The 22,508-nt window shown below is 61.0% G+C and carries 14 protein-coding genes; 3 read left to right on the plus strand and 11 right to left on the minus strand.

What is annotated here, in order from left to right:
* Positions 1–50 precede the first annotated feature (50 nt).
* The 10 genes from H1B37_RS18740 to H1B37_RS18785 all read right to left on the minus strand — a co-directional run bounded on the left by H1B37_RS18740 (position 51) and on the right by H1B37_RS18785 (position 15,996).
* Positions 51–1,286, minus strand: coding sequence for a DUF1559 family PulG-like putative transporter (locus H1B37_RS18740; RefSeq protein WP_182868190.1), 1,236 nt, complete (start codon positions 1,284–1,286; stop codon positions 51–53).
* Between the two features lie 173 nt (positions 1,287–1,459).
* On the minus strand, positions 1,460–4,513 hold the full coding sequence (locus H1B37_RS18745; RefSeq protein WP_182868191.1) for an FG-GAP-like repeat-containing protein: 3,054 nt from the start codon (positions 4,511–4,513) through the stop codon (positions 1,460–1,462).
* 21 nt (positions 4,514–4,534) lie between these two features.
* Positions 4,535–5,125, minus strand: coding sequence for a heavy-metal-associated domain-containing protein (locus H1B37_RS18750; RefSeq protein WP_182868192.1), 591 nt, complete (start codon positions 5,123–5,125; stop codon positions 4,535–4,537).
* Between the two features lie 111 nt (positions 5,126–5,236).
* Positions 5,237–6,571 (minus strand): ABC transporter permease, encoded by a 1,335-nt coding sequence (locus tag H1B37_RS18755; RefSeq protein WP_182868193.1) that lies wholly within the window; start codon positions 6,569–6,571, stop codon positions 5,237–5,239.
* A 1-nt stretch (position 6,572) separates the two neighbouring features.
* On the minus strand, positions 6,573–7,394 hold the full coding sequence (locus H1B37_RS18760) for an ABC transporter ATP-binding protein (protein WP_436298471.1): 822 nt from the start codon (positions 7,392–7,394) through the stop codon (positions 6,573–6,575).
* 7 nt (positions 7,395–7,401) lie between these two features.
* Positions 7,402–9,216: an efflux RND transporter periplasmic adaptor subunit gene (locus tag H1B37_RS18765; protein ID WP_286177887.1), complete on the minus strand. Its 1,815-nt coding sequence runs from the start codon at positions 9,214–9,216 to the stop codon at positions 7,402–7,404.
* Positions 9,217–9,588: 372 nt separating this feature from the next.
* Positions 9,589–10,329 carry a lipoate--protein ligase family protein gene (locus tag H1B37_RS18770; protein ID WP_182868195.1) on the minus strand — a complete coding sequence of 247 codons (741 nt, stop codon included), beginning with the start codon at positions 10,327–10,329 and terminating at the stop codon, positions 9,589–9,591.
* 5 nt (positions 10,330–10,334) lie between these two features.
* Entirely contained in the window at positions 10,335–13,817 is a 3,483-nt protein-coding gene (locus H1B37_RS18775; protein ID WP_182868196.1) for an FtsX-like permease family protein, read from the minus strand.
* A 208-nt stretch (positions 13,818–14,025) separates the two neighbouring features.
* On the minus strand, positions 14,026–14,946 hold the full coding sequence (locus H1B37_RS18780; protein ID WP_182868197.1) for an efflux RND transporter periplasmic adaptor subunit: 921 nt from the start codon (positions 14,944–14,946) through the stop codon (positions 14,026–14,028).
* A 324-nt stretch (positions 14,947–15,270) separates the two neighbouring features.
* On the minus strand, positions 15,271–15,996 hold the full coding sequence (locus H1B37_RS18785) for a two-component system sensor histidine kinase NtrB (protein ID WP_182868198.1): 726 nt from the start codon (positions 15,994–15,996) through the stop codon (positions 15,271–15,273).
* A gap of 142 nt (positions 15,997–16,138) precedes the next feature.
* Here H1B37_RS18785 and H1B37_RS18790 point away from each other — a divergent pair, with 142 nt between their 5' ends.
* The 3 genes from H1B37_RS18790 (at position 16,139) to H1B37_RS18800 (ending at position 21,122) form a co-directional block, all read left to right on the plus strand.
* The gene (locus H1B37_RS18790; protein ID WP_182868199.1) at positions 16,139–16,681 is read left to right on the plus strand and encodes a hypothetical protein; all 543 of its coding nucleotides are present in this window, start codon (positions 16,139–16,141) and stop codon (positions 16,679–16,681) included.
* Positions 16,682–16,959: 278 nt separating this feature from the next.
* Positions 16,960–18,765 (plus strand): SLC13 family permease, encoded by a 1,806-nt coding sequence (locus H1B37_RS18795; RefSeq protein WP_182868200.1) that lies wholly within the window; start codon positions 16,960–16,962, stop codon positions 18,763–18,765.
* Between the two features lie 215 nt (positions 18,766–18,980).
* Positions 18,981–21,122, plus strand: a complete 2,142-nt coding sequence (locus H1B37_RS18800) for a DUF5722 domain-containing protein (protein ID WP_182868201.1) — start codon at positions 18,981–18,983, stop codon at positions 21,120–21,122.
* Positions 21,123–21,258: 136 nt separating this feature from the next.
* On the opposite strand, the gene H1B37_RS18805 is transcribed toward H1B37_RS18800, so the two are convergent.
* Positions 21,259–22,119, minus strand: coding sequence for an endonuclease/exonuclease/phosphatase family protein (locus H1B37_RS18805; protein WP_182868202.1), 861 nt, complete (start codon positions 22,117–22,119; stop codon positions 21,259–21,261).
* Between the last annotated feature and the right edge of the window lie 389 nt (positions 22,120–22,508).

The following is a 22,508-nucleotide window of genomic DNA, read 5'->3' on the forward strand; positions in this document are numbered from 1 at the left end:
TGATCAAGCGATCAATCGACGCTTGCAGAACGATCGGATGCGACAGCATTCTAGATCTCTTCGTCGATCGTTTCGTTACTCGCCCGCGTGCCGAGGGCCCCCCACAGTCCGTAGGGACTGACCGAGCCGGGGAGTTGCCCGCCGGTTCCATTCAGCCAAACGCTGCCGGCTGTTGAATCACCCGCGTCGATCGAGTCGGTGATGAACTTGACTGCCCCGTCGCCCATCAACACGTGGGCTCCGCCTTGATGGCGACTGGACATGGTCGCGATCAGCGTCGTGCCCAGCGTGTTGTAAGGCCCGCAAAGCTCACGGTTGGGGGACAAAATGGTCAGGCAACCGGTAAAGAATGGTCCTTGGTCGGCCCAGCGATAGCCGCGGGCAAACAACGCTCGCGAAATCATAAAGTACTGCGAATCCCAAAAGTTGGGGCGATCCGGGTCGATCAGCGGTGAACAGATCGATGGATTGTCACGGAGATTCGCCAACGAAACACCGGGGGCGCTCTGGTTTCGCGACGATTCGGTCACCTGTCCGCGATTATCGTTGTCTTGCAGATAGGTGATGATTTCCCCCATCGCAATCGTGTTGGACAATCCGTCCAAAACGTCGCGGAATTTGGCTTCTTGCAGCGGTCGGAAAAAGCCACGGTGCGCCGCGTTGGATTGACGACTTCGACCCGTCGTGATCTGAGTTCGGTTGTTGTTGCGATTGGCTAAGTGAAGGAGCCACGAGGAATCGCCCAGACAGGCGGCGTAATTGGTTCGCCCTAACGCCGGCAGACCGACGCCGGGATCGCTGGGACAGCGGTAGGTCGGCACCTCCGTCGTCCAGGGGATGTACTGAATCTTTTCCGGAGTCGGTCCCATCGGCGGCCAAGGGTTGGTCGGCGTTCCGACCGCCGCGCCCGTGTTCCCGTCGGTGCGTTCCGCGTTCGGATTGCTGATGTCATCCCACAACGCCTGCTGCTCGATGAATGGCAAGATCGGAACCAGCATGCTCAAACGCATCCGGTTGGATACATCGGAACTGCGGAACCAGGGCTCTGGTGTACCCGGCAACGTTCCCGCACCGTGAGTCGGCAGCTGTTTGTAGGCCGCGTGGTAATTGTGGATGCCGATGCCGAGTTGCTTGAAATTGTTGCTGCAACTCATCCGTCGTGCCGCTTCTCGCGCGGCTTGAACGGCCGGGAGCAGGAGCCCGACCAGGATGCCGATGATGGCAATGACGACAAGCAGCTCCACGAGCGTGAAGCCGGCTCTTCGTTTTTGAAAGGGAGGTGTCACGTGAGTACCTAAAATGGAATGAATACAGGTATGCCGACGCGGTTCGTCCGACAGGGTGGAACCATCTACCGCTTCAGATTAAGGCGTGCGCACGGCTACACGCAATCACAATATGCGTCGCGAGGGTAATAAAATGCGTCATCGCGGCTGGGCTCGCGCTTGCCGTTTCCCGTTCAGTTGTCGAGCCGCCAAACGCCCGCTCCTTGCGTGACCAAATAATCGGTGCCGCCAGCCAGTTCTCCGAGCGATTCGTTGATCCCGTCGGGCCACGTCACTCGGACGTTGCGGAGTGTCGCGACGTCGCCGGTGCCGAAGGCGACACAGGCTTCGTTGACGCATTGGAATCCGTTTCCGGCCAACAGCGACTGTTCAAACGTTCCTTTGCTGGTCGTGAATCGGATCCGCGTGCCGATCGCATCGCGATGCGTGGATCTGGCCCGCAGGAAAAAACGCGTTTGTCTATCGGCGGTCTCGGTTTGATTGACCAGCAGCGCAACGGGATCAAAAAGATGGGTGACGATCAAGTCGCAGCGGCCGTCTCGGTTGGCGTCCAGGGTCGCGACGGCGCGGCCAAGTTTGTCGACGCGAAAGTAATCGCCCAGTCGATCGGCCGGCGTCACCTGCCAGCGTCCGTGCGTGACCTGTTCCAGCAATTGTGCTCTTTGGCGAAACGCTCGACCTTGGAACCGGAAGTCGTCGATGTCACCGTTGGCGATGAAGACTTCCAGCGAGCCGTCGTTGTCGACGTCGATCCACTGGGTGCCATAAGCGAGCATGGATTGCGATGATTCGGCAAAACCTGCGACCTGGGACTCATCCGACCAGATTCCCGGGCTGTCCTGGCGATAGTAGGTATTGTGATCATCGACAAAATGGGTCAGCAAGAAATCGATGTCGCCGTCTCGGTCGGCATCGGCTGCGGCAATGCCCATGGAAGCCTGGGCGGCGGATCGGCGGTTGAATGCCAGGCCTCTAATACCCGCCTGTTCGGAAAGGCCGAGTGCGTTTCCGCCGTCCCGATTTGCCCAAAAGTGATTGGCGGTCATGTCATTGGCCACGTAGGTTTCCAAGCCGCCGCGGCCGTCCAGGTCACCGACCACCAACGCAAATCCACGTCCCGGTTCGTGCGGTCCCAGCCAATCGGTTGCGTCGTCAAAGGTGCCATCACCGTTGCCGGCCCAGATTCGATCCGGTTCGGCATCGAAGGCGATGGGATTACAAGACCGGGGCTGGTCGATCGACGGATCGATGCACTCCAGGGTCATCGGCTGCTCGCCTCGGCAGTAACCGACTTCGTAGATGTCCGCTTGGCCGTCACCGTTCAGGTCGGCGATCGCGACCGAGGTCGTCCACCGGCTTCCCCCCGGATCATTTTCACCCAGCCCGCAAAGCTCGGTGACCTCCTGAAACGTTCCATCGCCATTGTTTCGATACAACCGGTTCGGTCCGATGTTGGCGACGTAGACGTCCGGCCATCCATCGGCGTCGTAATCTCCCACCGAGACGCCTTGGGCGAACCCGCGATCGATCAGCGACGCAGCAGCGGTGACATCGGAGAATTTTCCCGCATGATTTCGATACAGACGATTGGGCCGCGAGTCCTGGCGATTGGGCGTTCCGTCCATCACCGTCAGGTAAAGATCAGGCCAGCCGTCCAAATCAAAATCGATCACGCCGGCGCCGCCTGCGCCCGATTGATAAATCATCAGCCCCGCTTCCTGATCGTCGGGTTTGTTAATCGCACAAACATGGCTTAGCGACCGCCTGACGGCTTCGTCACGAAATGCAGCAGCCATCCCGAGGCCGTCTCCGAAGGCGGGAGCCGTTCGCTTCTCCGAAACGGCTGGTCCGACATGCGATCGGTTGGGATCCGCAGGTTCCGCTGACGACGGGGAAACCTCGTCGGACGACTGTCGCCAAACCACCTCCGGAATCGACGACAAGTCCAGTTTGGTGGAAACCAACGCGCCGGGCAGTTGCCACGGCGTGGATCCCTTCAGTTCCGCGCGAATCTTGCGCAGCGTCTGCTCCCAGCGAGGATCGGGATGCTGTTGCATCGAAGCTCCCAGCATCAACCAGCTCGTCGCCTCCCACAGTCGCCCCAGATCGTCGAGCGTGCGAGCGAGATCGACGACTGCGGTTTGCGAGTCATAATCCCAAGTGGCCAGGGTTGTGGTGTGGCTCCGCAGCATGGCGATTTTTTCAGCGCGGTCGGCTGCGATCCGAGCCTGTTCGGTTCGTCCCAGTTTGGCCAGCGAAGCCGATAGCCCCTGGAGCGCTTCGGGATCATTCTCGTCCAGCCGCACGGCCGTCCAATACGCGCGGGCAGCCTGTTCGGTCGCCCCGTGGCGGGATGCCCAGATTCCCGCCGACAACCAGTACTGAGGATCGCCTTCGATCTGCGGCGGCAGCGATTGACTCCATTGCCGGACCGCTTCGGTTCGGTCGAGTTCGACCAACGCGCGGCCGTACAATGCCAGTGCGGGCACGAATCGCGGGTGCCTGGCGAGGACCGCTTGGAGTGCTTGTTCGACCTCGTTCCACTTGGACTGTGAGGCGTCGAGCTGGGCCAACGAAAACATCGGCCGCAGGTCTTCCGGATGACAGCGGAGTGCCGATTCGCAGGTCGGTGCGTGTGTTTGCGGTCGATTCAGATCGGCCAGAATCAACAGAATGCTTTGGCTGCCATATTTATGTTGGACCAGCCAACGCAAATGCTCGGCCGCCTCGTGTTGCAAACCGACGCGGGCGAGCAGGCTGGCCAGGTTTTGACGGATCTCCAAGACGCTTGGGTAATCTTGGACGGCCTGTCGCAAGACCGCGATGGTTTCGAACGGGCGCTGGGCGTTGACCGTCGCGCCCGCCCATTTCAGCCAGACCTGCTTGGTGGGTTGCTCCGAGGCGGCGACGGCGGCCTGATAGAATCCGATCGCGGCGGTCGCATCATCGGCCTGGACCGCGCCGTCGCCAGCCATTTCCAAGGCCAGCGGATCGTTTGGGTGGTCCTGCAGATAACGCGAGATCAATGTGCGCGCGGCATCAAATTGTCCCGCGGCGATCTGCCGACGCGCTTCATCCAGGGTTACTTCGGAGACCTGCGTGCCGGGTGGCGGTTCCTTGACCTCCGGGTCCGGCGTGTCGCGGTTACATCCCGATGAGGTCACCAGGACCACCAGCACAATACAGACCGAACGCCAAGCGGTCGTCACCTCACAATGGCGGATCATCACCGACCAACGCCGTGTCGTTCACTGGTCCGCGTTGTCGCCGTCTGACTTCTGCTTTCGTTTCGCAGCTGCCTCCTGGGCGGCTCCTTTGGCGCGGACGTGAAAACCGGCCTTGTTGAGTGCCTGGACGACGGCCAGGCCATCGAATTCGCCTTCGACGACCAGTGTTCGGCGTTTCGCTTTGGCGGTATCGGCCTGGACGCCGTCGACCGATGCGATCGCCGCTTTGATCGCTTTGTTGCAACCGCCGCAGCAATTGTGGATTCCGACCAGTTCCAGACGTTGGGTGGTGCCTTGCTTAACGCCACTGTTGTCTTTGATTTTCAGTTTGGCGTGGTCGGTGTCGCCATGGAATCCGGCCCGCGCGATCGCACCGAGTGCCCGACGCGCGGTCTTGGCGTCCTCGGCGGTCAGCACGGCGGTTCCGTTTTTCTGATCCGCCTTGACCGATGCGCCCTCGACTTTCTCAAGCGCCCCTTCGACGCCTTTGACACAAGCGCCACAGCAGAGGTGCATTTTCGAAATCGTCACGGTCACTTCCGCTTCGGCGGGTGGGGCAGTCATGAGGACAGCGGCGGCGCCGGCGAGCGTCAAAACAATTCGATGGATCATCAAAGGCTCCGGGTAGAAGAAACTGGGGAATCGGTGTCCAGGCAAGGCAACGCAGCATTTTACACGCCGCGATGCCGTTGGGGGTGTCGCGTGGTTTGATTCGTTCCCGGTCTACTCGTGCCGGAGGGCTTCGATCGGGTTCATCCGTGCGGCGCGGATCGCCGGGTACAGCCCGCTGACCAGACCGACCAGGACGGCGATCAACACGGCCAAGGGAATCGTCTCGTACACGATCGCCGGTTTGGCTTCGCGGATCGCATCGGGAAGGGCGGCGAACTTGTCGGGGAACCCTTCGCGAACGATATAGATCATGCCCTCGTACATGGCCGGGCCGAGAAATCCGAGCAGGATCCCAAGCGCCGCACCACAGAAGCTGAGCACCAGGGTTTCGACCAGGAACTGCCGCACAATGTCGCCGCGTTTGGCGCCCAATGCTCGGCGAATCCCGATCTCCCGCGTCCGCTCGGTCACGCTGGCCAGCATGATGTTCATGATGCCGATGCCGCCAACGATCAGCGAGATACACGCGATCAAGATCCCGATTCCCAAGAACATCAACCTGAGGTTCCGCGCCTGTTCGAGCAATTCCAACGGGAACACGACCGCGACGTCGCCCATCTTGGCATGGTTGCGGTCCAGCAAGCGTTCGATCATGGCCGCACTGGAGCGGACTTCGTCGACGCTGCCGACCTGCAGGGTGATCTGGTTGAGTTCCATGATTTCGATCTGGAACTGGCCGCTGCGGCGGGTGACGATGCGGTCCCCGACGCGGCTGCGGATCGTTTGGATGGGGACGTAGACGTCGGAGGAAAAGTCTTGGGAATCGAGCGATCCGCCGATGGCAGCGGAGGGATTGCGCGGTTCCAACACGCCGACGACGCGATAGTAGTCTTTGCTTTCGGGGATGTAGACGCGTTTCCCCAGCGGGTCTTCGAAGGGGAACAATCGTTCGGCGACGCCGGCCGAGACGACACAAACGGTGTCGGCGCGGATGCCGTCGGCATCGCTCAGAAACCGGCCGCCTTGTTTTCGAATCGCCAGCGTATTGACGTCGGCATAGCCGGGGGTGCAACCGACCAAACGTCCATCGACGGTGCGATCACGAAACGCAAATTGGCGTCGGATTTCGCGAATCGGCACCGCGGTCTTGATCGTCGGGACACTGGCCAGGAGCATGTCCAGGTCTTGCCGCAACAGCCCGTATTGGCTGGCGAACCCGCCGGCAGCCAGCTTTTCTTCCGGCGGTTTCTGGCTGCGGACGATGATCGTGTTGGCACCCAACGATTCGATCTGTTTTTGAACCTGATCGCTCGCGCCCTGGCTGACCGCGGTCAACAAGATCACGGCCCAGACCCCGATCAGGATCCCGAGCATCGTCAGTCCACTTCGCAGCGGGTGCAGGGCGAGGCTTTTGACGCCCAGCCGGAGGGTGCGCAACCAAATCATCTTAACGATCCACCTCTTTCAGCAGTTGCGCGACATGGTTTCGCTGGAACTCACGCGCCTCCTCGCGCGCCGCTTCGTCGTTGACTTCATCCTTGTGCAGTTTTCCGTCCTTCAGCCTGACAACACGCTTAGCACGCGCGGCGACGAAGTCCTCGTGCGTGACCAGGATGATCGTGCGGCCTTCTTCGTTCAGCTGGTCGAAGATCGTGAGAATCTCTTCGGTCGTGACCGAGTCCAGGTTCCCGGTCGGTTCGTCGGCGAGCACAAAGTACGGGTCGTTGACCAGCGAGCGGGCGATCGCCACACGTTGCTGCTGGCCCCCGGACAATTGTGTGGGGCGGTGATCCAAGCGGTCTTTCAGCCCCACACGTTCGGCCAGTTCGATCGATCGCGCGCGTTCTTTGGCGCCGATGTTCCCTTGGTAATACAGCGGCACCTGAATGTTTTCCACGACACTCAGTTGCTGGATCAGGTTGTAGGACTGGAACACGAATCCGATCCGTTCGGAGCGGATCTCGGCCAGTTCGTCGTCGCTCATCGTGGCGATGTCATCGTCGCCGAGCATCAACGAACCCTTGGTCGGTTTGTCCAGGCAGCCGAGCAGGTTCAGCAGGGTGCTCTTGCCGCTCCCCGAGGGCCCCATGATGGCGACGTAATCGCCTTCGGGGACATCGAACGAGACGCCACGGAGCGCTTTAACGGTTTCGCTTTTGAGCACGTAATGCTTTTGCAGATTCCGAATCGACGTTGCCAATCGTTTCGGCGTGGTGGCCGTGCCGTTGGGATCGGAACCGGAGGATCGGTAGGCGTCAGTCATCGACATTCTCGGTTCAGCCTCCCGCCCGTTGGTTGATCATCTTCATGATCTCCGCTCGCGTGACCGCTCCGTCACCGTCGCTGTCGGCGGCGGAGATGCGATCGCGGAAATTGGCGTCCAGGGCTTTGAGTTCGTCGGCACTGATGGTGCCGTCACCGTCTTTGTCGCCATTTTCCATCATCCGGGAAACGATGGTTGCCGGGTCGGGGCGTCCACCGCCGCCGGGTCCACCACCACCGGGACCGCCGCCACCGCCGCGTCGGGCTCCGCTGGGGCCGCCGCGACCGTCACTCGGTCCGTCTTCGATCTGGACCGGCTTGGCATTGGGGTCGACGTCGGCGATCTCACGCATCTCGCTGTTGTCGTCGGCGGAGACTTCGGGCAGGTCCATCAAATTCAGGTGTTCGCGGAGGTTTAACACGACCATTTCGCCCTCGTTCAGCCCTTCTTCGATCGTCGCCATCGTGTCGTTGGTCGCCCCGATTTTCACTTGGGTGGTTCGAAACGACTCGGGGCCATCCTTGACCAGCGCAAACATCCGGTTGTCGTGTTCATACAGCCCCTGGATCGGCATTTGGATCGCGTCTTCGAGTTGCTGGACAAAAATCTGGACCTCCGCCGTCATCCCGGTGCGGATGTTTTCGGGCGGATTGAGGATGTCGACCAACACGGCATATTCCTTGATCCCCGAGCTGGTAAAACTGCTCGGTTCGGCGTATCGATTGACCTTGGTGACGCGGCCTTTGAGGGTCAATCCGGGGATTGAGGAAACGGCGATTTTCACCGCCATGCCTTCGCGGATCAGCGTGATCCGCGATTCGTTGACCTTGCTTTTGACCTGCATCTTGCTGGGGTCGGGCAGGTAAATGATCTCTTGCCGCTCGCGGACCGTGGCCCCGGCTTCGACCACAAATTCCGCGTTTCCGCCACGGCTGCTGTAGCGGTTGGCGTGTACGACGACGCCGGCAGCCGGAGCGGTCATGATGCAGTTTTTGATCTGCTCTTCGGTGTCCTTCAATTGAATTTGCTGTTCCAGCAACTCGCTCTCATAGGCGGACAATTGGGCCTGGGCGGCTTCGATGTCGCTGTCGAATTGGACCAGCATTTTTTTCTTGGTCAGGTTTTGCAGCACGCGTAGTCGTCCTTCGGCGGCTTCCAGTTCGTTGCGTGCCTTGGCGACGGCGAACTTGTCGGCGTCCAGTTGAAGCGACTTGATCAACCCTTTGGCGACCAGACGTTGGCTGCTCTCGAGGGCTTTTTGGGCTTTGACCAAGTCTTGTTCGGCGATCAATTTTTCATTCAAAATCGCCCGCTCGTCGGTCATGTAGACGCCTTCCAGGTATTCCTGGCGAGCGATCTTGGCTTGCTCGACCTGGGCCTTGGCGGTCGTCACGTTGGCTTCGGCCGCGATCACGCGGATCTTGTCCTCGTTGAGCGTCTGTTCCAATTGCGAGGCATCCAGTTCCACCAACTTGTCGCCCTCTTCCACCCGCGTGCCCTCGTCGATCACCCACAGGATTGAGGTCCCGCCGGTGCCGCTGCCTCGCGATTTGACCAGGCAGATGACTTCGATGTTGCTGCTGCTCTCGATCTCCCCCTGCTCGAGCACGATGTGGTCGAAAGGCCCTTTGACCACGTTTGCCGTGATCAATTCGCCGGTGTTGATGCCATCGCTATCGTTAAAAAACAGCGCGTAGCCGATTCCGCCAAGAATTCCCGCGATCACTAAACAGGCGATCAAGGCGCCGAACGCACCCCCGCGACGCGGTCGCAGTGGCATGCTTCGGCCGGGCGGCGTGCTGACAGCAGGACGCGGATTCATTTTCATGAGAAGACCGTTCTCGGGAAGGCAGGGAGTGTTAGGAGGGGTCACAAGGTCAGGGTCACAAGGTCAGGGTCACAAGGTCAGGGGGGCAGCGTCACGGGGGACGGGGGCAACACAGGCAACGATGCGCGCAGACCCTCATCGGTTAAACCGTCGATCCGGCAAATGGTTTCGCGGCGAACCAAAATTGCTGCGATTGTCGCTTCACGAGGGGCGATCGGCAGGCGCAGTTTCCGGCACGCGGCGACGAAAATGGGTGTCGATGCAAGCCGACGGCGACGCGTCGACCGGTTCCCGCTGTACCCCCGCCTCCAGTTAGTTTACTCGGTCGACAAATCTCGCAATCGGAAAACTTGCCGATGACCGGCTGAAATCTCAGTGCCGAAAACGCCAGTCTTCGCAACTATAACGGTTTGACACCAATTCGGACGCCCGGGCCAGGATCGCGGCGGGGATCTGCCCCACCGGCGGACCGAATGGTTCGGCCAAATCATCGGCCAATCGTACCGGATCCAGCGGTGCGTTGGTGACGAACGAACCGTGATCGCGTCCGCGACGGTAATCGGGCTGGCGAGGCGCAAAATCCAGGCAGCGGTCGACACACTGCAAATCGGCCGCGTACAAAATCGTCCCGTGATAGAGCAGGTGGCGACGCGTGATCCGCAGCGCGTTGCCGGAAAACTTGCGATCGCGCCAGGTCAGATCACAAATCCCCTGAAGCCGGACCTGCGGCAATTGTCGCTGCACCGCGGCCAGCACCCGATGCATCACAAAGTCGTGGGCCTCGTCGATCTTTGCGATTTGGGGGTGTTGTTCCAGCGACAGCACCACGCTGTACATCAAACACCCCGGACCGCCGACGATCGACGCCCCGCCGCTGCAGCGGCGGTAGATCTGGATGCCGTGGCGGTCGCAATGTTCGCGGTCGGTTTCGCGGTCCACCTTGGACGATCGCCCCAGCACCACGGTCGCCCTTGTGAATTCCCAGGTCCGAAACGTCGGGCCGACGTCGCCGGCTTCGGCCCCCATCAAAAACGCTTCATCGAGCGCCAGCAACATCGCGGGGTCTCGCAGCGTCTCGGGGGACGCGTCAAAGCGACCTTCATCCAAGTCCATCCGATTCACGTTCCCCTCAGCGATTCCAGCAGTGGCATTCGGACGACTTTCCAGGCGGCGATCAGCCCCGCCAGCAGGCCGAACAGGACGATCCCCAGCACGACCAGGATCGGTTCGACGATCGGCGGCGTCATCCCACCGGACAGCGCATGGGGCAGCACCGCGACCACGGCACAGACGACCCCACAGCCGATTCCGATCAGCAGCAACGACGCGGTTTCGCCCATCACCATCGCCGCCAATCGGGCTTGGGTGAATCCGATCGCACGCATCACCGCGAGTTCATTGCGGCGTTCGAGCACGTTGCGCAGTTGTGCGATCGCCAACCCGACCGTCCCCAACAGCAACCCCAGCCCGCCCAGGCTTTGGAACGTCCGCAAGTAGGTGTTCTGCACCGCCATCATGCCGCTGAGGACCTGGCCTGCGTCGGAGGCGTCGAAACCGACATCGCCCAACCGGGTTTCCAACGCCGAGGCAACCGCGCCTGCCGGCTGGTCGTCGCTGCGGATCAACAGGGATCGATAGCCGCTGATCTGGGGAAACGCGGACTGGAAATTCGATTCCCCGATGATCAACCGACCTTGCAGCAGGGAGTTTTCCAGCAACCCGACGACCTGGAAATGAATCGTGCGGGTGTCATAGACGAACGCCTTTCGCTCCCCGATCCCCTGGATCATCTGCAAGCTCCACATCGCCGTGTTCTGATCGACGATCAACGGAATCGGGTCCTCTTGGCTGCCACTTGCCCGCCGGCTGAGCAGTGACCAAGCCGTCTGGTCTTCGTCGTCAGGTGCCGCCGACGCATAGAAGCGGAATTTGCCCAGCGATTCGGCCGACCGGTCGGGAACGCCCAGCACCGTCGGCTCGGTGGCTTGGTACAGATTGTTGCAACTGGCATCCTGTCCGCTGCGGACACGCATGGAAACGATCGTGGCCGAGGAGACGAGTGGAGCATCGTTTCCCAGCAATCCGGTCTGGACGGCCGGGTCGGTCAGGTCTTCGTACAGGGGCTGGGCCGTTTCGGCGACCAAATCAAACCCGCCGGTGCCTTCGTCGGATGGTTGCAATCGAAACGCGGTGATCGCGACGATCAAAAACGATGCGGTCGCCATCAATCCGATCGTCAGCGTGCTGCGCAGCGGCGACCGGGTCGAATTGCTGCGAGCCAATCGCCCCAGCGAATAGCCCGCCGCCGAATCACCGTGCCGTTTGGATTTGCGCAGCGAGTCGTAAATCAGCATCAAGACGGCGATCAACAACAGCATCCCGCCGCCGACAAATCCTCCGGCAGCCGTCTGACCGCCCGACATCGCACCGCCGATGCCTGCGCCGATCGCCATCACGATCATCACGATTGCCAAGCGCTGCGGCCAGGGACTGACGCGGACTCCCGGGCGGACTTGATCGGAAGACTCTCCGCCCCGTAACAACGTGACGGCTTGATGCCGTAACAACGATCGCAACGTCCACCACAACGTCCCCGCCCCGATCAACAAACCGATCACCCCGCCCCCGACCAGGCTTTTGAGCGTCCAGTGAAACGTCAGAAAAGGAACCGTGACGGCGCCGACCCAATACGTCCGTAACGCCGCCAACACCACGTGGGCATAGGCGATGCCACCGGCCACCCCCAGCAACACACCGACCAGCGCGATCACGACGCCTTCACCGAGAAAGAACTGCGAGACTTGCTTGCGTTCCAAACCGATCGCCATCAACGTTCCCAGCTCACGCGCCCGGCGGGCCAAGCCCAACCGAAACAGCATCGCGATCAGCATCACGGCAGAAAAGATCACGAAGAAACTGAGCGCCAAGAACAACCCGTCAAACGGCGTCGTGCCTTTGGATGCGGCCAACTGATCGCTACGAATCGGACGCGGATGCCAGCCGAGTTCGGGCAAGACGCCTGCGAGTGCCGCGACCAGTGTCGATTGCAATGCGTCAACATCTGGGGCAACCGACGGATCGATTCTCAACCCCGTCGTTTCGCCGAACCGGCTGCCGAACAGCCGCCGTCCGGCCGCAAGCGGAATGAACGCTTTGGGAGTCAGCCGGTGATTCTTCCAGTAATCATCGTCCGCGGCCGGCACGTCGCGTGTCAGTTCGAACGGCGTGTCCCAGTCGCTCATCGAATCCTGGTCGGTCACGCCGGGCACCGTCGGGGTCAAATTCGGATCGTTGTAGCGCGTCGGCGCGGTGTCAAACACGGCCGGGCGACTGCGGAAGTAGCGTCGGGTCGGCTCGGTGATCGGAACCACGCCCGTCACCACAGCCTGGAACGTGCGTTCGATTTCTTTGCCGTTTTCAACCTCGGGTTCGAAGTAGGCGATCTGCAATCGCGCCCCCACGTCGACGCCCAGTCGCCCGGCGGTCCAGGAGTTCAGCACCATCGGGACCGCGTCATCGGGCAAATCGGTATCGAGTGGATCGGTATCACCAAAGTCCAACGGCAATTCGGGCGATGAATCGATCGCCGTGATCGTGCTGTAGGTCACCGTGGACACCGCATCGGCATCGACATCCTCGGGCTGGTCAAGGCGCTCGATCGCATTGGCCAGGTAGGTCATCGCCGGGGTGACCGAGCCCGGCGGCAGGGCGGCGGTGATCGTGTCGACCGCGGTGTCGTCGAGCAGCAACCGATCGCTGGTGACGCTGTAATAGTCAAAGATCGTGGTTCCTTCGAAGGTCTTGGTGACACGCTCGAGTTGCAGCCCCAGATCGGACAGGTTCACGCGGAGTTTTTGGGGATCGATCGAAACGGTCGACAGCGCCACGTTTGCCTGGCCGGCTCTTTCCAATACGTCACCGATGACGTCCCGCGACAGGAACACGTTTTTCGGTGTCGCTTGGGCCGGGGAGAGTGAGAATCGGGCCAGCCCGCGATCGGGCAGGATGTCGACGACTTCCAACCGCGGAATCCCTTCGGTCTGCACATCGCGTCGTCCGAGCGGGCTGTCAGCCGGAACCGCTTGTTCGACCGGCAACCGCACCGTGACCTGGTCACCGACCTGGACACCCAGCTCGGCGGCCAGCCCTGCGGTCAAGACAATCGAATCCTCACCCGGCAGGATCGTCGGCGCGATGCCGGCGACGTCCAGGTTCCAAAACGTTTCGTCGCAGCCGATCGTTTGGACCGCGCCGGCGCGACGTGAGTCGGCCGCGCCGACGGTTTCGATGACGGCGCGATCGAACAAGATGATGGTCGCCAATTGCGACGGATCCACGCCCAGCGTCGTCGCGGCATCGTCGGCGGAAAAGAACCCGCCCGGGGCGACCACCGATTCAATCTTTCCCAATCGCTCGACCGTCAAACCACGCAAACTGCCACGCATCGAATCCCCGACCAGCAACGCGCCGACGATCACCGCGGTGGCGATCGCCACCCCCAACGCGACCGCCAACGAGGTCCGCCAGTTAAACCGGACTCCGGAGAGGACCATCGAGCCGGCGCTCAAGCGGGCCGGCGTGGCAGGAGGCGAAGGGGACATCGCAGGTGAGTTGGGTGACGGGGAAATCCGGACGTGTCATTCAGACGGATTGTCCGCCAACGAAGGCGATGACGCAACGCGGGAGGGAAGTGGCGGGGAGAGACGCGGGAGGAGAGGACAGAAAAATGGGGCGCAGAAAAATAGATGTGAGACAATTGGAGACAAGAAAATGGGTGACGAGAAGAACCAAGAACCAAGAACTTGCCCCCTACTCCACCACCAACGTCCCAGGCGTTCCCGATCCGATCCGGCCGTCGGGGTTGTCGACGGTTGCCCACAGCCGGACTTGGCCGGTGACCGGGTGCAGTTCTCGGGAGACGAAGGAGACGTGACCGGTCAGACTTTCGTCTTCGTCCGCTCCGGCGGGGGTGAAGCGGACGTTGCGTCCGATCAGCCCGGGGCCGTGCTTGCGGCCGTCGATGAAGCCTTCGACACGCAGTGGGTCCAGCGAGATGACGCGGACGAGTTTGGTGCCGGCTTCGACCCACTGGCCCGGTTGCACATCGACTTGGGCAACCTCGCCTGCGACGCGAGATGTCACGCTGTGTTGATCCAGTCGGGTCTGGGCGATCGAAACGGCCGCCTGTTTCTCCACCGCCGCTGCCGCGGCGATCATCAGCTCGTGGCGAGCTTGTTCGATCGCCAGCGCCGCCTGGTCGACTTTCAAGCGGATCTCTTCTAGTTCAAAGTCGCTGACCGCACCGGCATAGGTGTCGTTGGCCAATCGGCTCTGCTTCATCTCATGCTCGCGAACTTGCAAGGTCCGCTGGGCGAAACGCAGGTTGACGTCGTTGTCGCTTTCCAAACGTGCGGCGTCCAAGGCGGCTTTGGCGGCAGCCAGTTCCTCTTCCGCAAGGTTGTCTTCGAGCGTGACCAGCGATGTGTCGGCCTGGACACGATCACCTTCTTGCACCTGAACCACAGAAACCACGCCGGACACCGGTGTGGCGATCGACACGTTCTGGATCAAAGAGGTTTGAGCTTCCTTGATGACCAGAGCATCCGACGGCGAGGCATCGGCGGCATCGTCACGTGTCTCTGCATCAGCCTGGGCCACGACGTGCGGACCGAAACACAGCGACAGCAGGGCAAACGTGAGACCGGCGAGTACGAGATTCGGCTTGGGCATGGGGGGCACGTCGTGGCGACGGGAGAGATTCGGATCGAAACGCGTGAGGTCACAATGGCGGGTGCGACGTGATAAAACAACGTATTTGAGCGAAACGAAGATACAAGCGAGGGCAGCGACGCAAGTCATTCCGGCGGCAGCCGATCGAATCGATTGTGACGGATGACGCGGTTGTTCCGCGCCCGGCGGAGGGTGTACGACGTCTTTTCGAGGTCGTCGCGCGGAGCCCCACGGGCGACGGCCCGGAAGGGCCGGGGCAGACGAGAAAAGCGATCGCCTTCAGCTGGACGGTCCCTCAAAGCGAGACAGCAACCGATGCGGTGGTCAGGGGAGTCGCTTGAGCACGGGGAATTCCAGCGTGAACTTGGTCCCCCGGCCGACTTCGCTCTGCACGCTGATGCGGCCACCGTGGGCTTCGATGATTTTCCGTGCCGTCGGCAACCCCAGACCGCTGCCGCCTTCCTTGGTCGTGTAGAAAGGCTGGAACATGTGCATGATCGTGTTGTTGTCCACGCCGCGGCCGCTGTCGATCAGGTCCAACGCGACGCTGGACTGCGTGCTGTAGGTGCGTGCGAGCAGTTGGCCGCCACGCCCGGTTGCTTCGAGTGCGTTTTTGACCAGGTTCATCAAAGCCGCCTGCAGCGAGTCGCTGTGCAGGGCGATCGACGGCAGATCGCTGTCCAGGTAGCGTTTGATTTCGATCCCCCGTTTGGACGCCTCGGCTTTGTAAGCACGCAACACCGTGTCGACTTGGTCGTTCAACGATCCGGAAACCAGATCGATGTCCCGAAGCCGGGCGTAGCGCAGGAAATCTCGCAGCAATCCCTGCATCCGCTCGCATTGTTCGCGGACGATATTGACGCGTTCGATCGACCGCCGGCTCTGTGGCGAATTCCACTCGACCAGATCTTCGCTCAGCAGATCGATGTTCATGTGGATCACCGACAACGGGTTTTTGATTTCATGCGCGAGCGATCCGGCGAGTTCGGCCAGCTCTTCGTACTGGGCCCGCAGTTCGTCGATCGGGGAGGTTTTCTCGTTGGCGGTCATTGCTGGCGGCTGGGGGCGAGTTCAATCGATGGGGGCGAAGAGTGGCGACCATCGTCGGTGTCCGGTACGATTGTAACGGCGGTCCCACTGCCAGATAGTCGGCGATCGATTTGCTTTGCCGTTTCCCAGCCGGCTTTACACCATGATGCACGACTCTGATGGCCAGCCGACCCCGCTGAACCCGTTCGCCCCGACGTCTCATTTGGGGTCGGAGGAGCATGACCCAGCGGGGCTGAAATCCAAAACCTTCTCGGCCAGGCGGATCATCGGGTCGGTGATCGGCGCGGTGACGATTTCCGGAGGGCTGTTCGGCGTATTGCTGTCGACGGTCGTCGTGGGGACGATCACCCTGTCACGCAGCGTGTCGGAGGTTCATGAAGCGGGGTTTGTGTTCCTTTACGCGTTTCCCCTCTCCATTCTGGTCGGAGTGGTTGCAGCCGGGCTGGTTTCGATCGTCCTGGTTCCGTTGTGTTTTTTGCTGCGGACCAGTCTGGCGGCCTTGCAAGACCAGCCCTGGGACCGCCGATCGGTCTTTATGTTCGGCAGAATCTGCGGGTTTCTATGCGGTCTGGTCGCCGCGGTCTTCCTCGGCGGGTTTGGCCTGACGGGCGCGATGGTGGGGCTGATCCCCGGCGGATTCAGCGCGGTGGTGACCCCGCTGTTGCTGCGGCGCGTGTTTCGATAGCGACCGCAGCGCGATCGCAGTGAATCCGAACCCCATCTGAACATTTGAGGTCTGAGCGATTATTGTTTCTGTTCGTCCTCGCGCAATCGCTTTGGCTCAAGACCGCTACGTGAAGCATGTTTTCCACAGGTAGGGGCCCGTAGGCGAGCGCCAAACGGCTGATATTCATTTGACATCAGCCGGTTCACGCCAGCGCGAGCGGCCTTTTCGCTGAGCTTAACGTAGCGGTCTTCCGCTTTGGTCTGCACCTCCATCTCACCCTTTAGTTCCACCGGTCCATGATCTGGGAAGCCTGGTTATCGCTCGCCGTCTCGCTCGGATTGCTGGCCAGTTTGGCGATGCGGGTCGCGTCGACGGACCTGTTGGCGCTGGCGTTTCTGGCGATTTTGGTGATCGTCCAAGATTTGACCGGCACGCCCCATTTGCCCAGCCCGGGTGATGCGGTCGCGGGGTTTAGCAATCAGGGGTTGTTGACGATCGGTTTGCTGTTTGCCGTCGTCGCGGGGTTGGAGATGACCGGGGGGACGAAATTGGCGACCGGCTGGTTTTTGGATCGGGCGAAAACCTTTCGCTCGGCACAGGCGAGAATTCTGGTGCCCGTGGCGGTCGGCAGCGGTTTTTTAAACAACACACCGGTCGTCGCGGCGCTGATGCCGATCGTCGACGACGTCTGCAAGCGATTGGGAGCCAGTGCCAGCCGCTTGCTGTTGCCGCTGTCTTATGCGGCGATCCTGGGTGGGATGTGCACGGTGATGGGGACCAGCACGAATCTGATCGTGCGAGAGGAGTTTCAAGCCAAGCACGGCGGCGAGATCACGTTTTTTGCCCCCGCCGTGGTCGGGATTCCGGCGTCGGTGTTGGGTGTCGCCTACATGATGCTGTTTTCGACCAAGCTGATTCCCGAACGGAAGGCGGCGGTCAGTGTCAGCGACGACCCGAAACAGTACACGGTCGAAATGTTGGTCGACCCCCACGGACCGCTGGTTGGGAAATCGATTCAAGACGCGGGGCTGCGAAGTTTGCCGGGGTTGTACGTTGCCGAAATCCAACGCGGCGACACGGTCATTCCGGCCAAGCCGATCGAACGGCTGCAAGGGGACGACGCGTTGATTCTGGTCGGGGCACTCGAGTCGGTGGTGGATCTGAGAAAGATCCGCGGGCTGCTGACGCCCGACGACCAGGGCCGCAAGTTGGAAGTGCCGGCCTGGCGTCGGACGTTGATCGAAGCGGTCGTCAGCCCGCGCTGCTCGCTGTTGGGTAAAACGATCCGCGAAGGCCGTTTTCGCAGCAACTACAACGCCGCCGTCGTGGCGGTCGCACGCGGCGATCGTCGGCTGCAAGGCAAGATCGGTGACGTCGCGTTGGAAACCGGTGACGTGCTGTTGTTGGAAGCGTCGCCCTCGTTTCTGCATCGGGCCAAAGAACTCCGCGATTTCTATCTGGTCAGCCGGGTCGGTTCGGATGTCGTCCGCCGGCACGAACGGGCGTGGTACGCGATCGCGATCATGGTGGCGATGGTGTTGATCGCCGCACTCAAGATCGCCTCGATTCTGACCGCCGCCATGGCCGCCGCCATCGCGATGATCCTGTTTCGATGTTGCACGTCCAGCGAAGCCCGGCGTTCGGTGGACTGGAGTATTTTGATCGTGATCGGGGCGACGATCGGGATCGGCAGCTCGATGGAAACCAGCGGGGCGGCACAGGCGATCGCGACGGAGATGATCCGTTTGGCCGGCGGAAACCCCTTGCTCAGTTTGGCGTTGGTGTATCTGGCCACGATGCTGTGCACCGAATTGATCACCAACACCGCAGCGGGATTGATCATGTTGACGATCGCTCTGGGAGCCGCCGGGACGTTGGGCGTCAGCGAGTTGCCGTTCGTGATCGCCGTCATGATCGCCGCATCGGCAAGTTTTCTGACCCCGTTCGGCTATCAAACCAATTTGATGGTCTACACCGTCGGCGGCTATCGCGCCAGTGACTACCTGCGATTCGGGTTGCCACTGTCCTTGATCGTGTTTGCCGTTTCGATGATCGTGATCCCGATCGCGTTCCCATTCGTCGTGCCGCCGGCCGGTCCCTAGCGATTCACGAGAGGAGTGACACCTGTTCTCACACGACGTGGTCGGCCAGATCAGCCTGCCAACGTAGCGGAACTCGCCAAGAGTTTCGCCTCCCGACGTTGAACCGGCGCGTGGTCGGGCGGCGAAAGCCTTGGCGGCTTCCGCTTCCGTGTGGTGGTTTCGATGCATTACGATATCGCGATCCAATTCGGACTCCCTCCCACCGTTTGATGTTGATGATGTTCCGCCCCTTTGTTTCGACGTCTCTCCTGCTGCTCTGCTTGACGAATTTCGCATCCGGCGATGCGAACGACGGGGGCCGGGGCGACGGAGCGACCTCGACGACACGCGGCATTTACCGATTGGATTGGTCCCGCGTCGGCGACCATGTGAACCAGTTGCGCATTTCGCAACAGGACGGCGTGGTGACGTTTTTGACCCAAGGATCCGATCCGTTCTTTCGCTTTCAACTGCCTCCGCTCGAAGCGGCCGAGCGGGACTGGATGCTTGAACTGGAATACTTTTGCCCCGATGGAATTCGCGGGATCCAGTGGCGGAGCGGAGCGGGGATTCATCGGCCCGACGCCACCGCACTGCCGAACCTGCCCAGCGCCGAAGGCTGGACCAAGTATGCGTTCTCACTCAGCGAACTCGCTCCCGAGGCGATCGGCAGTGCGGTCGAAATCCCCGTCCGAATCGACTTGGGCACCCGTCCGAACATTCAGCTGCAAGTGCGCCGCGTGATTGTTCGGCCGATCAACGATGCGGAATTGAAACGACGCAGGGACGCCGCCGAGCGCAGGATGAAGAAAACGGCGTTGGCCGAGCGAATCAATGACTATCGAACGCGTCGCTGGCCCGCGGAATTCGAATCGGTCACCCTGGACGCAGCCCAGCTCCACGTTGCCGGAATGGTTTCGGATCCCGAGTCGATCGACGGCGCGTTTTTGATCGCGCGGCATGCCCAGAGCGTCTCTGCCGATCCGCCGACAGACACGGAACTGGCGCGGCGTTGGCCGGTGTCGATCGATCCATCGGGGCAACGATTCCGTGCGGTGATCCCTTCCCCGCACGGTTCGCCCTGGTTGGATGCGGGGGTTCGGTTTCAATTGGTTGGTCAACGTGGCGCAGTGGCCACGCCCGTCTCGGCCGCCCGGTACCGTGATCTGGTTCATCGCGAAAACGCCCCGGCATCGAACTCGCTTGCGGCCGCCAAGGGATTGACGTGCATCACGTCCAGGTTCACCCCCGACCAGCTTCGTGAACTCGGGATCGGGCACGCCTCGGTCAACATCCTCGTCAGCGGCTTGGTCAGCGAAACCGAGCGTCCCGGCTGGCCGACGATCGATGTCAACGGACGCACCTGGTGGCTGAACGAGCCGCGGCTACGACAGCAAGATCGCGACATCCAAACCATCAGCGATGCGGGCGCCGTCGTCGCCGGCATCTTGTTGATCCCCACCTCGTCGCACAGCCGATCACCGATCGCACATCCCGAATCGACCGACGCCGGCACCTATGCGATGCCCAACCTGACCGAACCGGAGTCGGTCGCCCGGTATTCCGCCGCACTGCATGTCCTTGCACAACGCTACAGCGGAACCGATCAACAACATGGTCGGGTGGACCACTGGATCGTTCACAACGAAGTCGACTACGGATGGCAGTGGACCAACATGGGGCAACAACCGATCGAAGTCTTCATGGACCATTACATCCGGTCGATGCGACTGGTCGATGCCGCAACCCGGTCACTCAACCCCAACGCCCACGTTTTTATCTCTTTGACCCACCGCTGGAACACGACCGACAACCAGCACTGGAAAACCTACGCGCCGAAGGTAATGCTGCAGCGGCTGATCCACGACAGTCGACTCGAAGGCGACTTTCCATGGGGCGTCGCCTATCATCCCTATCCCCAAAGTCTGTGGAAAGCAGACTTTTGGAACGACACGCAGGTGTCCGATGATTTTGACACGCGTTTGATTACGATCAAAAACCTGCACGTGCTCGATCGCTTCATGCACCTCGATTCCAGTCGAACGGTCGATGGTCGCGTTCGCGCGGTGATCTGCAGCGAGCAAGGGTTTCACGCCGACGAGCAGGATGAAGACCAGTTGCGGACCCAGGCCGCCGCGTTGCTGTTGACCTGGCAGAAGCTGCGCCAGTGCCCGTCGATCCTGGCGTTCGATTACCACCGCCCCAGCGACCATCCCAATGAAGGCGGGCTGCGGTTAGGCTTGCGCGGATTGCCGAGCGAGACGCATCCGCTGGGGCGGAAGAAACCGGCATGGGATGTCTTTTCGGCGATCGGGACCGAGCGTGAAGCGGAGCTGATCGGAGAGTACCAGTCGGTGTGGGAAGGACAGCAGGAGTGACCGTAGCGGAACTCGCCAAGAGTTTCGCCATCGCGGCGAAGCCGCGCGGGGAGGGCCGAAAGCCTTGGCGGCTTCCGCTACCCTGTACAACTACTACCTTTCCGGGGCGTCGTCGTAAACGACTCTCCGCAACGACCTACTTCGCCAACGACACCACGATCTGCACCGGCAGGTGATCGCTTGCGAATCGGCCGCGGTCGGTCTTGGGGTCGTGGACCGCCAACTGCTGCACGTCGATCGAACGGACGAAGATGTGGTCGATGATCCGGTCGGGAGCGATCGCTTTGAAACCGTTCCAGGTGCTGTTCGGTCCGGTGGGCTCGGACTCGCTGACGTTTCTCGCGTCGGCGAGCGACGTCACCATCGCGTTGTACGGTTCGGAACCAATCGTGCAATTGAAATCCCCCATCAGAATGACCGGCAGATTCTTCGGCAGTTTCCCGAGACGCTCGGCCAATAGTTTTCCACTTTCGGTTCGCGCCTTCGCGCCTCGGTGATCGAAATGAGTGTTTGCCACGTACAGCTGGGCCCCGCTACGTTTGTCGCGAAAGTGGATCCAGGTGCAGGTCCGTGGCAACGCCGCATCCCAGCCCTTCACGCCGACCATTTCAGGCGACTCGCTCAACCAAAACGTCCCCTTGTCGATGATGTCGAATTTTTCTTTGCGATAAAAAATTGGCGCGTGTTCTCCGCCGCTTTTCCCGTCGTCTCGGCCGACGCCGTAGGAATCAAAATCGGGCATTCCGGCTCGCAAGAAAGCAAATTGGGGTTCGGTGACCTCTTGCAGCCCGATGATGTCGTTGCGTTTGCAGTACTCGGCGACGAATTCCTTGCGATTCGGCCAAATGTCTTCGCCGTCGCCCGGGTTGGCGTAGCGGATGTTGTAGGTCGCGACTTTCAACGGTTGCGCCACCGGGCCGTCGTCGGTTGCCTCTTGGGCCAGGGTGGGAACGATTGGCAACGCAACTAGCAATGTGAAAAACAGTGAACGAATCATGATGGGCTTAGGTAAGTTGAGGGATCCTGGCTCACGTCGTCGGGATTCGGCCAAAGGCCGTTTACACCCCTAGCCTTGGGCATCGCCCAAGGTTGGAAATGAAAATCGAGAACGTTTGGCCAACGGCCATAAACAAGTTCTGGGGCAAGGCGGCGGCAGTCGATGGCCGGCCAACGGCATCCATCGGTTCGGCAAAAGTCAGGGGAAATCAGCTCGAAACCGACGGACGAGCGCTTGCGTGTCCGCCGGGACGACGTACAGCTTACCCTGAATGTGTTTCGTTTGTCCCGGCGCCAATCCGCCGATGCGAAAATCGTTGTGCATGCACGTGATCACGCCTTGAAAGATCTCTTGGTATGGGTGCCAAACGACGGCCAGGATCGTTTTCT

Source organism: Stieleria mannarensis (genome assembly GCF_014154935.1).
Classification (GTDB): domain Bacteria; phylum Planctomycetota; class Planctomycetia; order Pirellulales; family Pirellulaceae; genus Stieleria; species Stieleria mannarensis.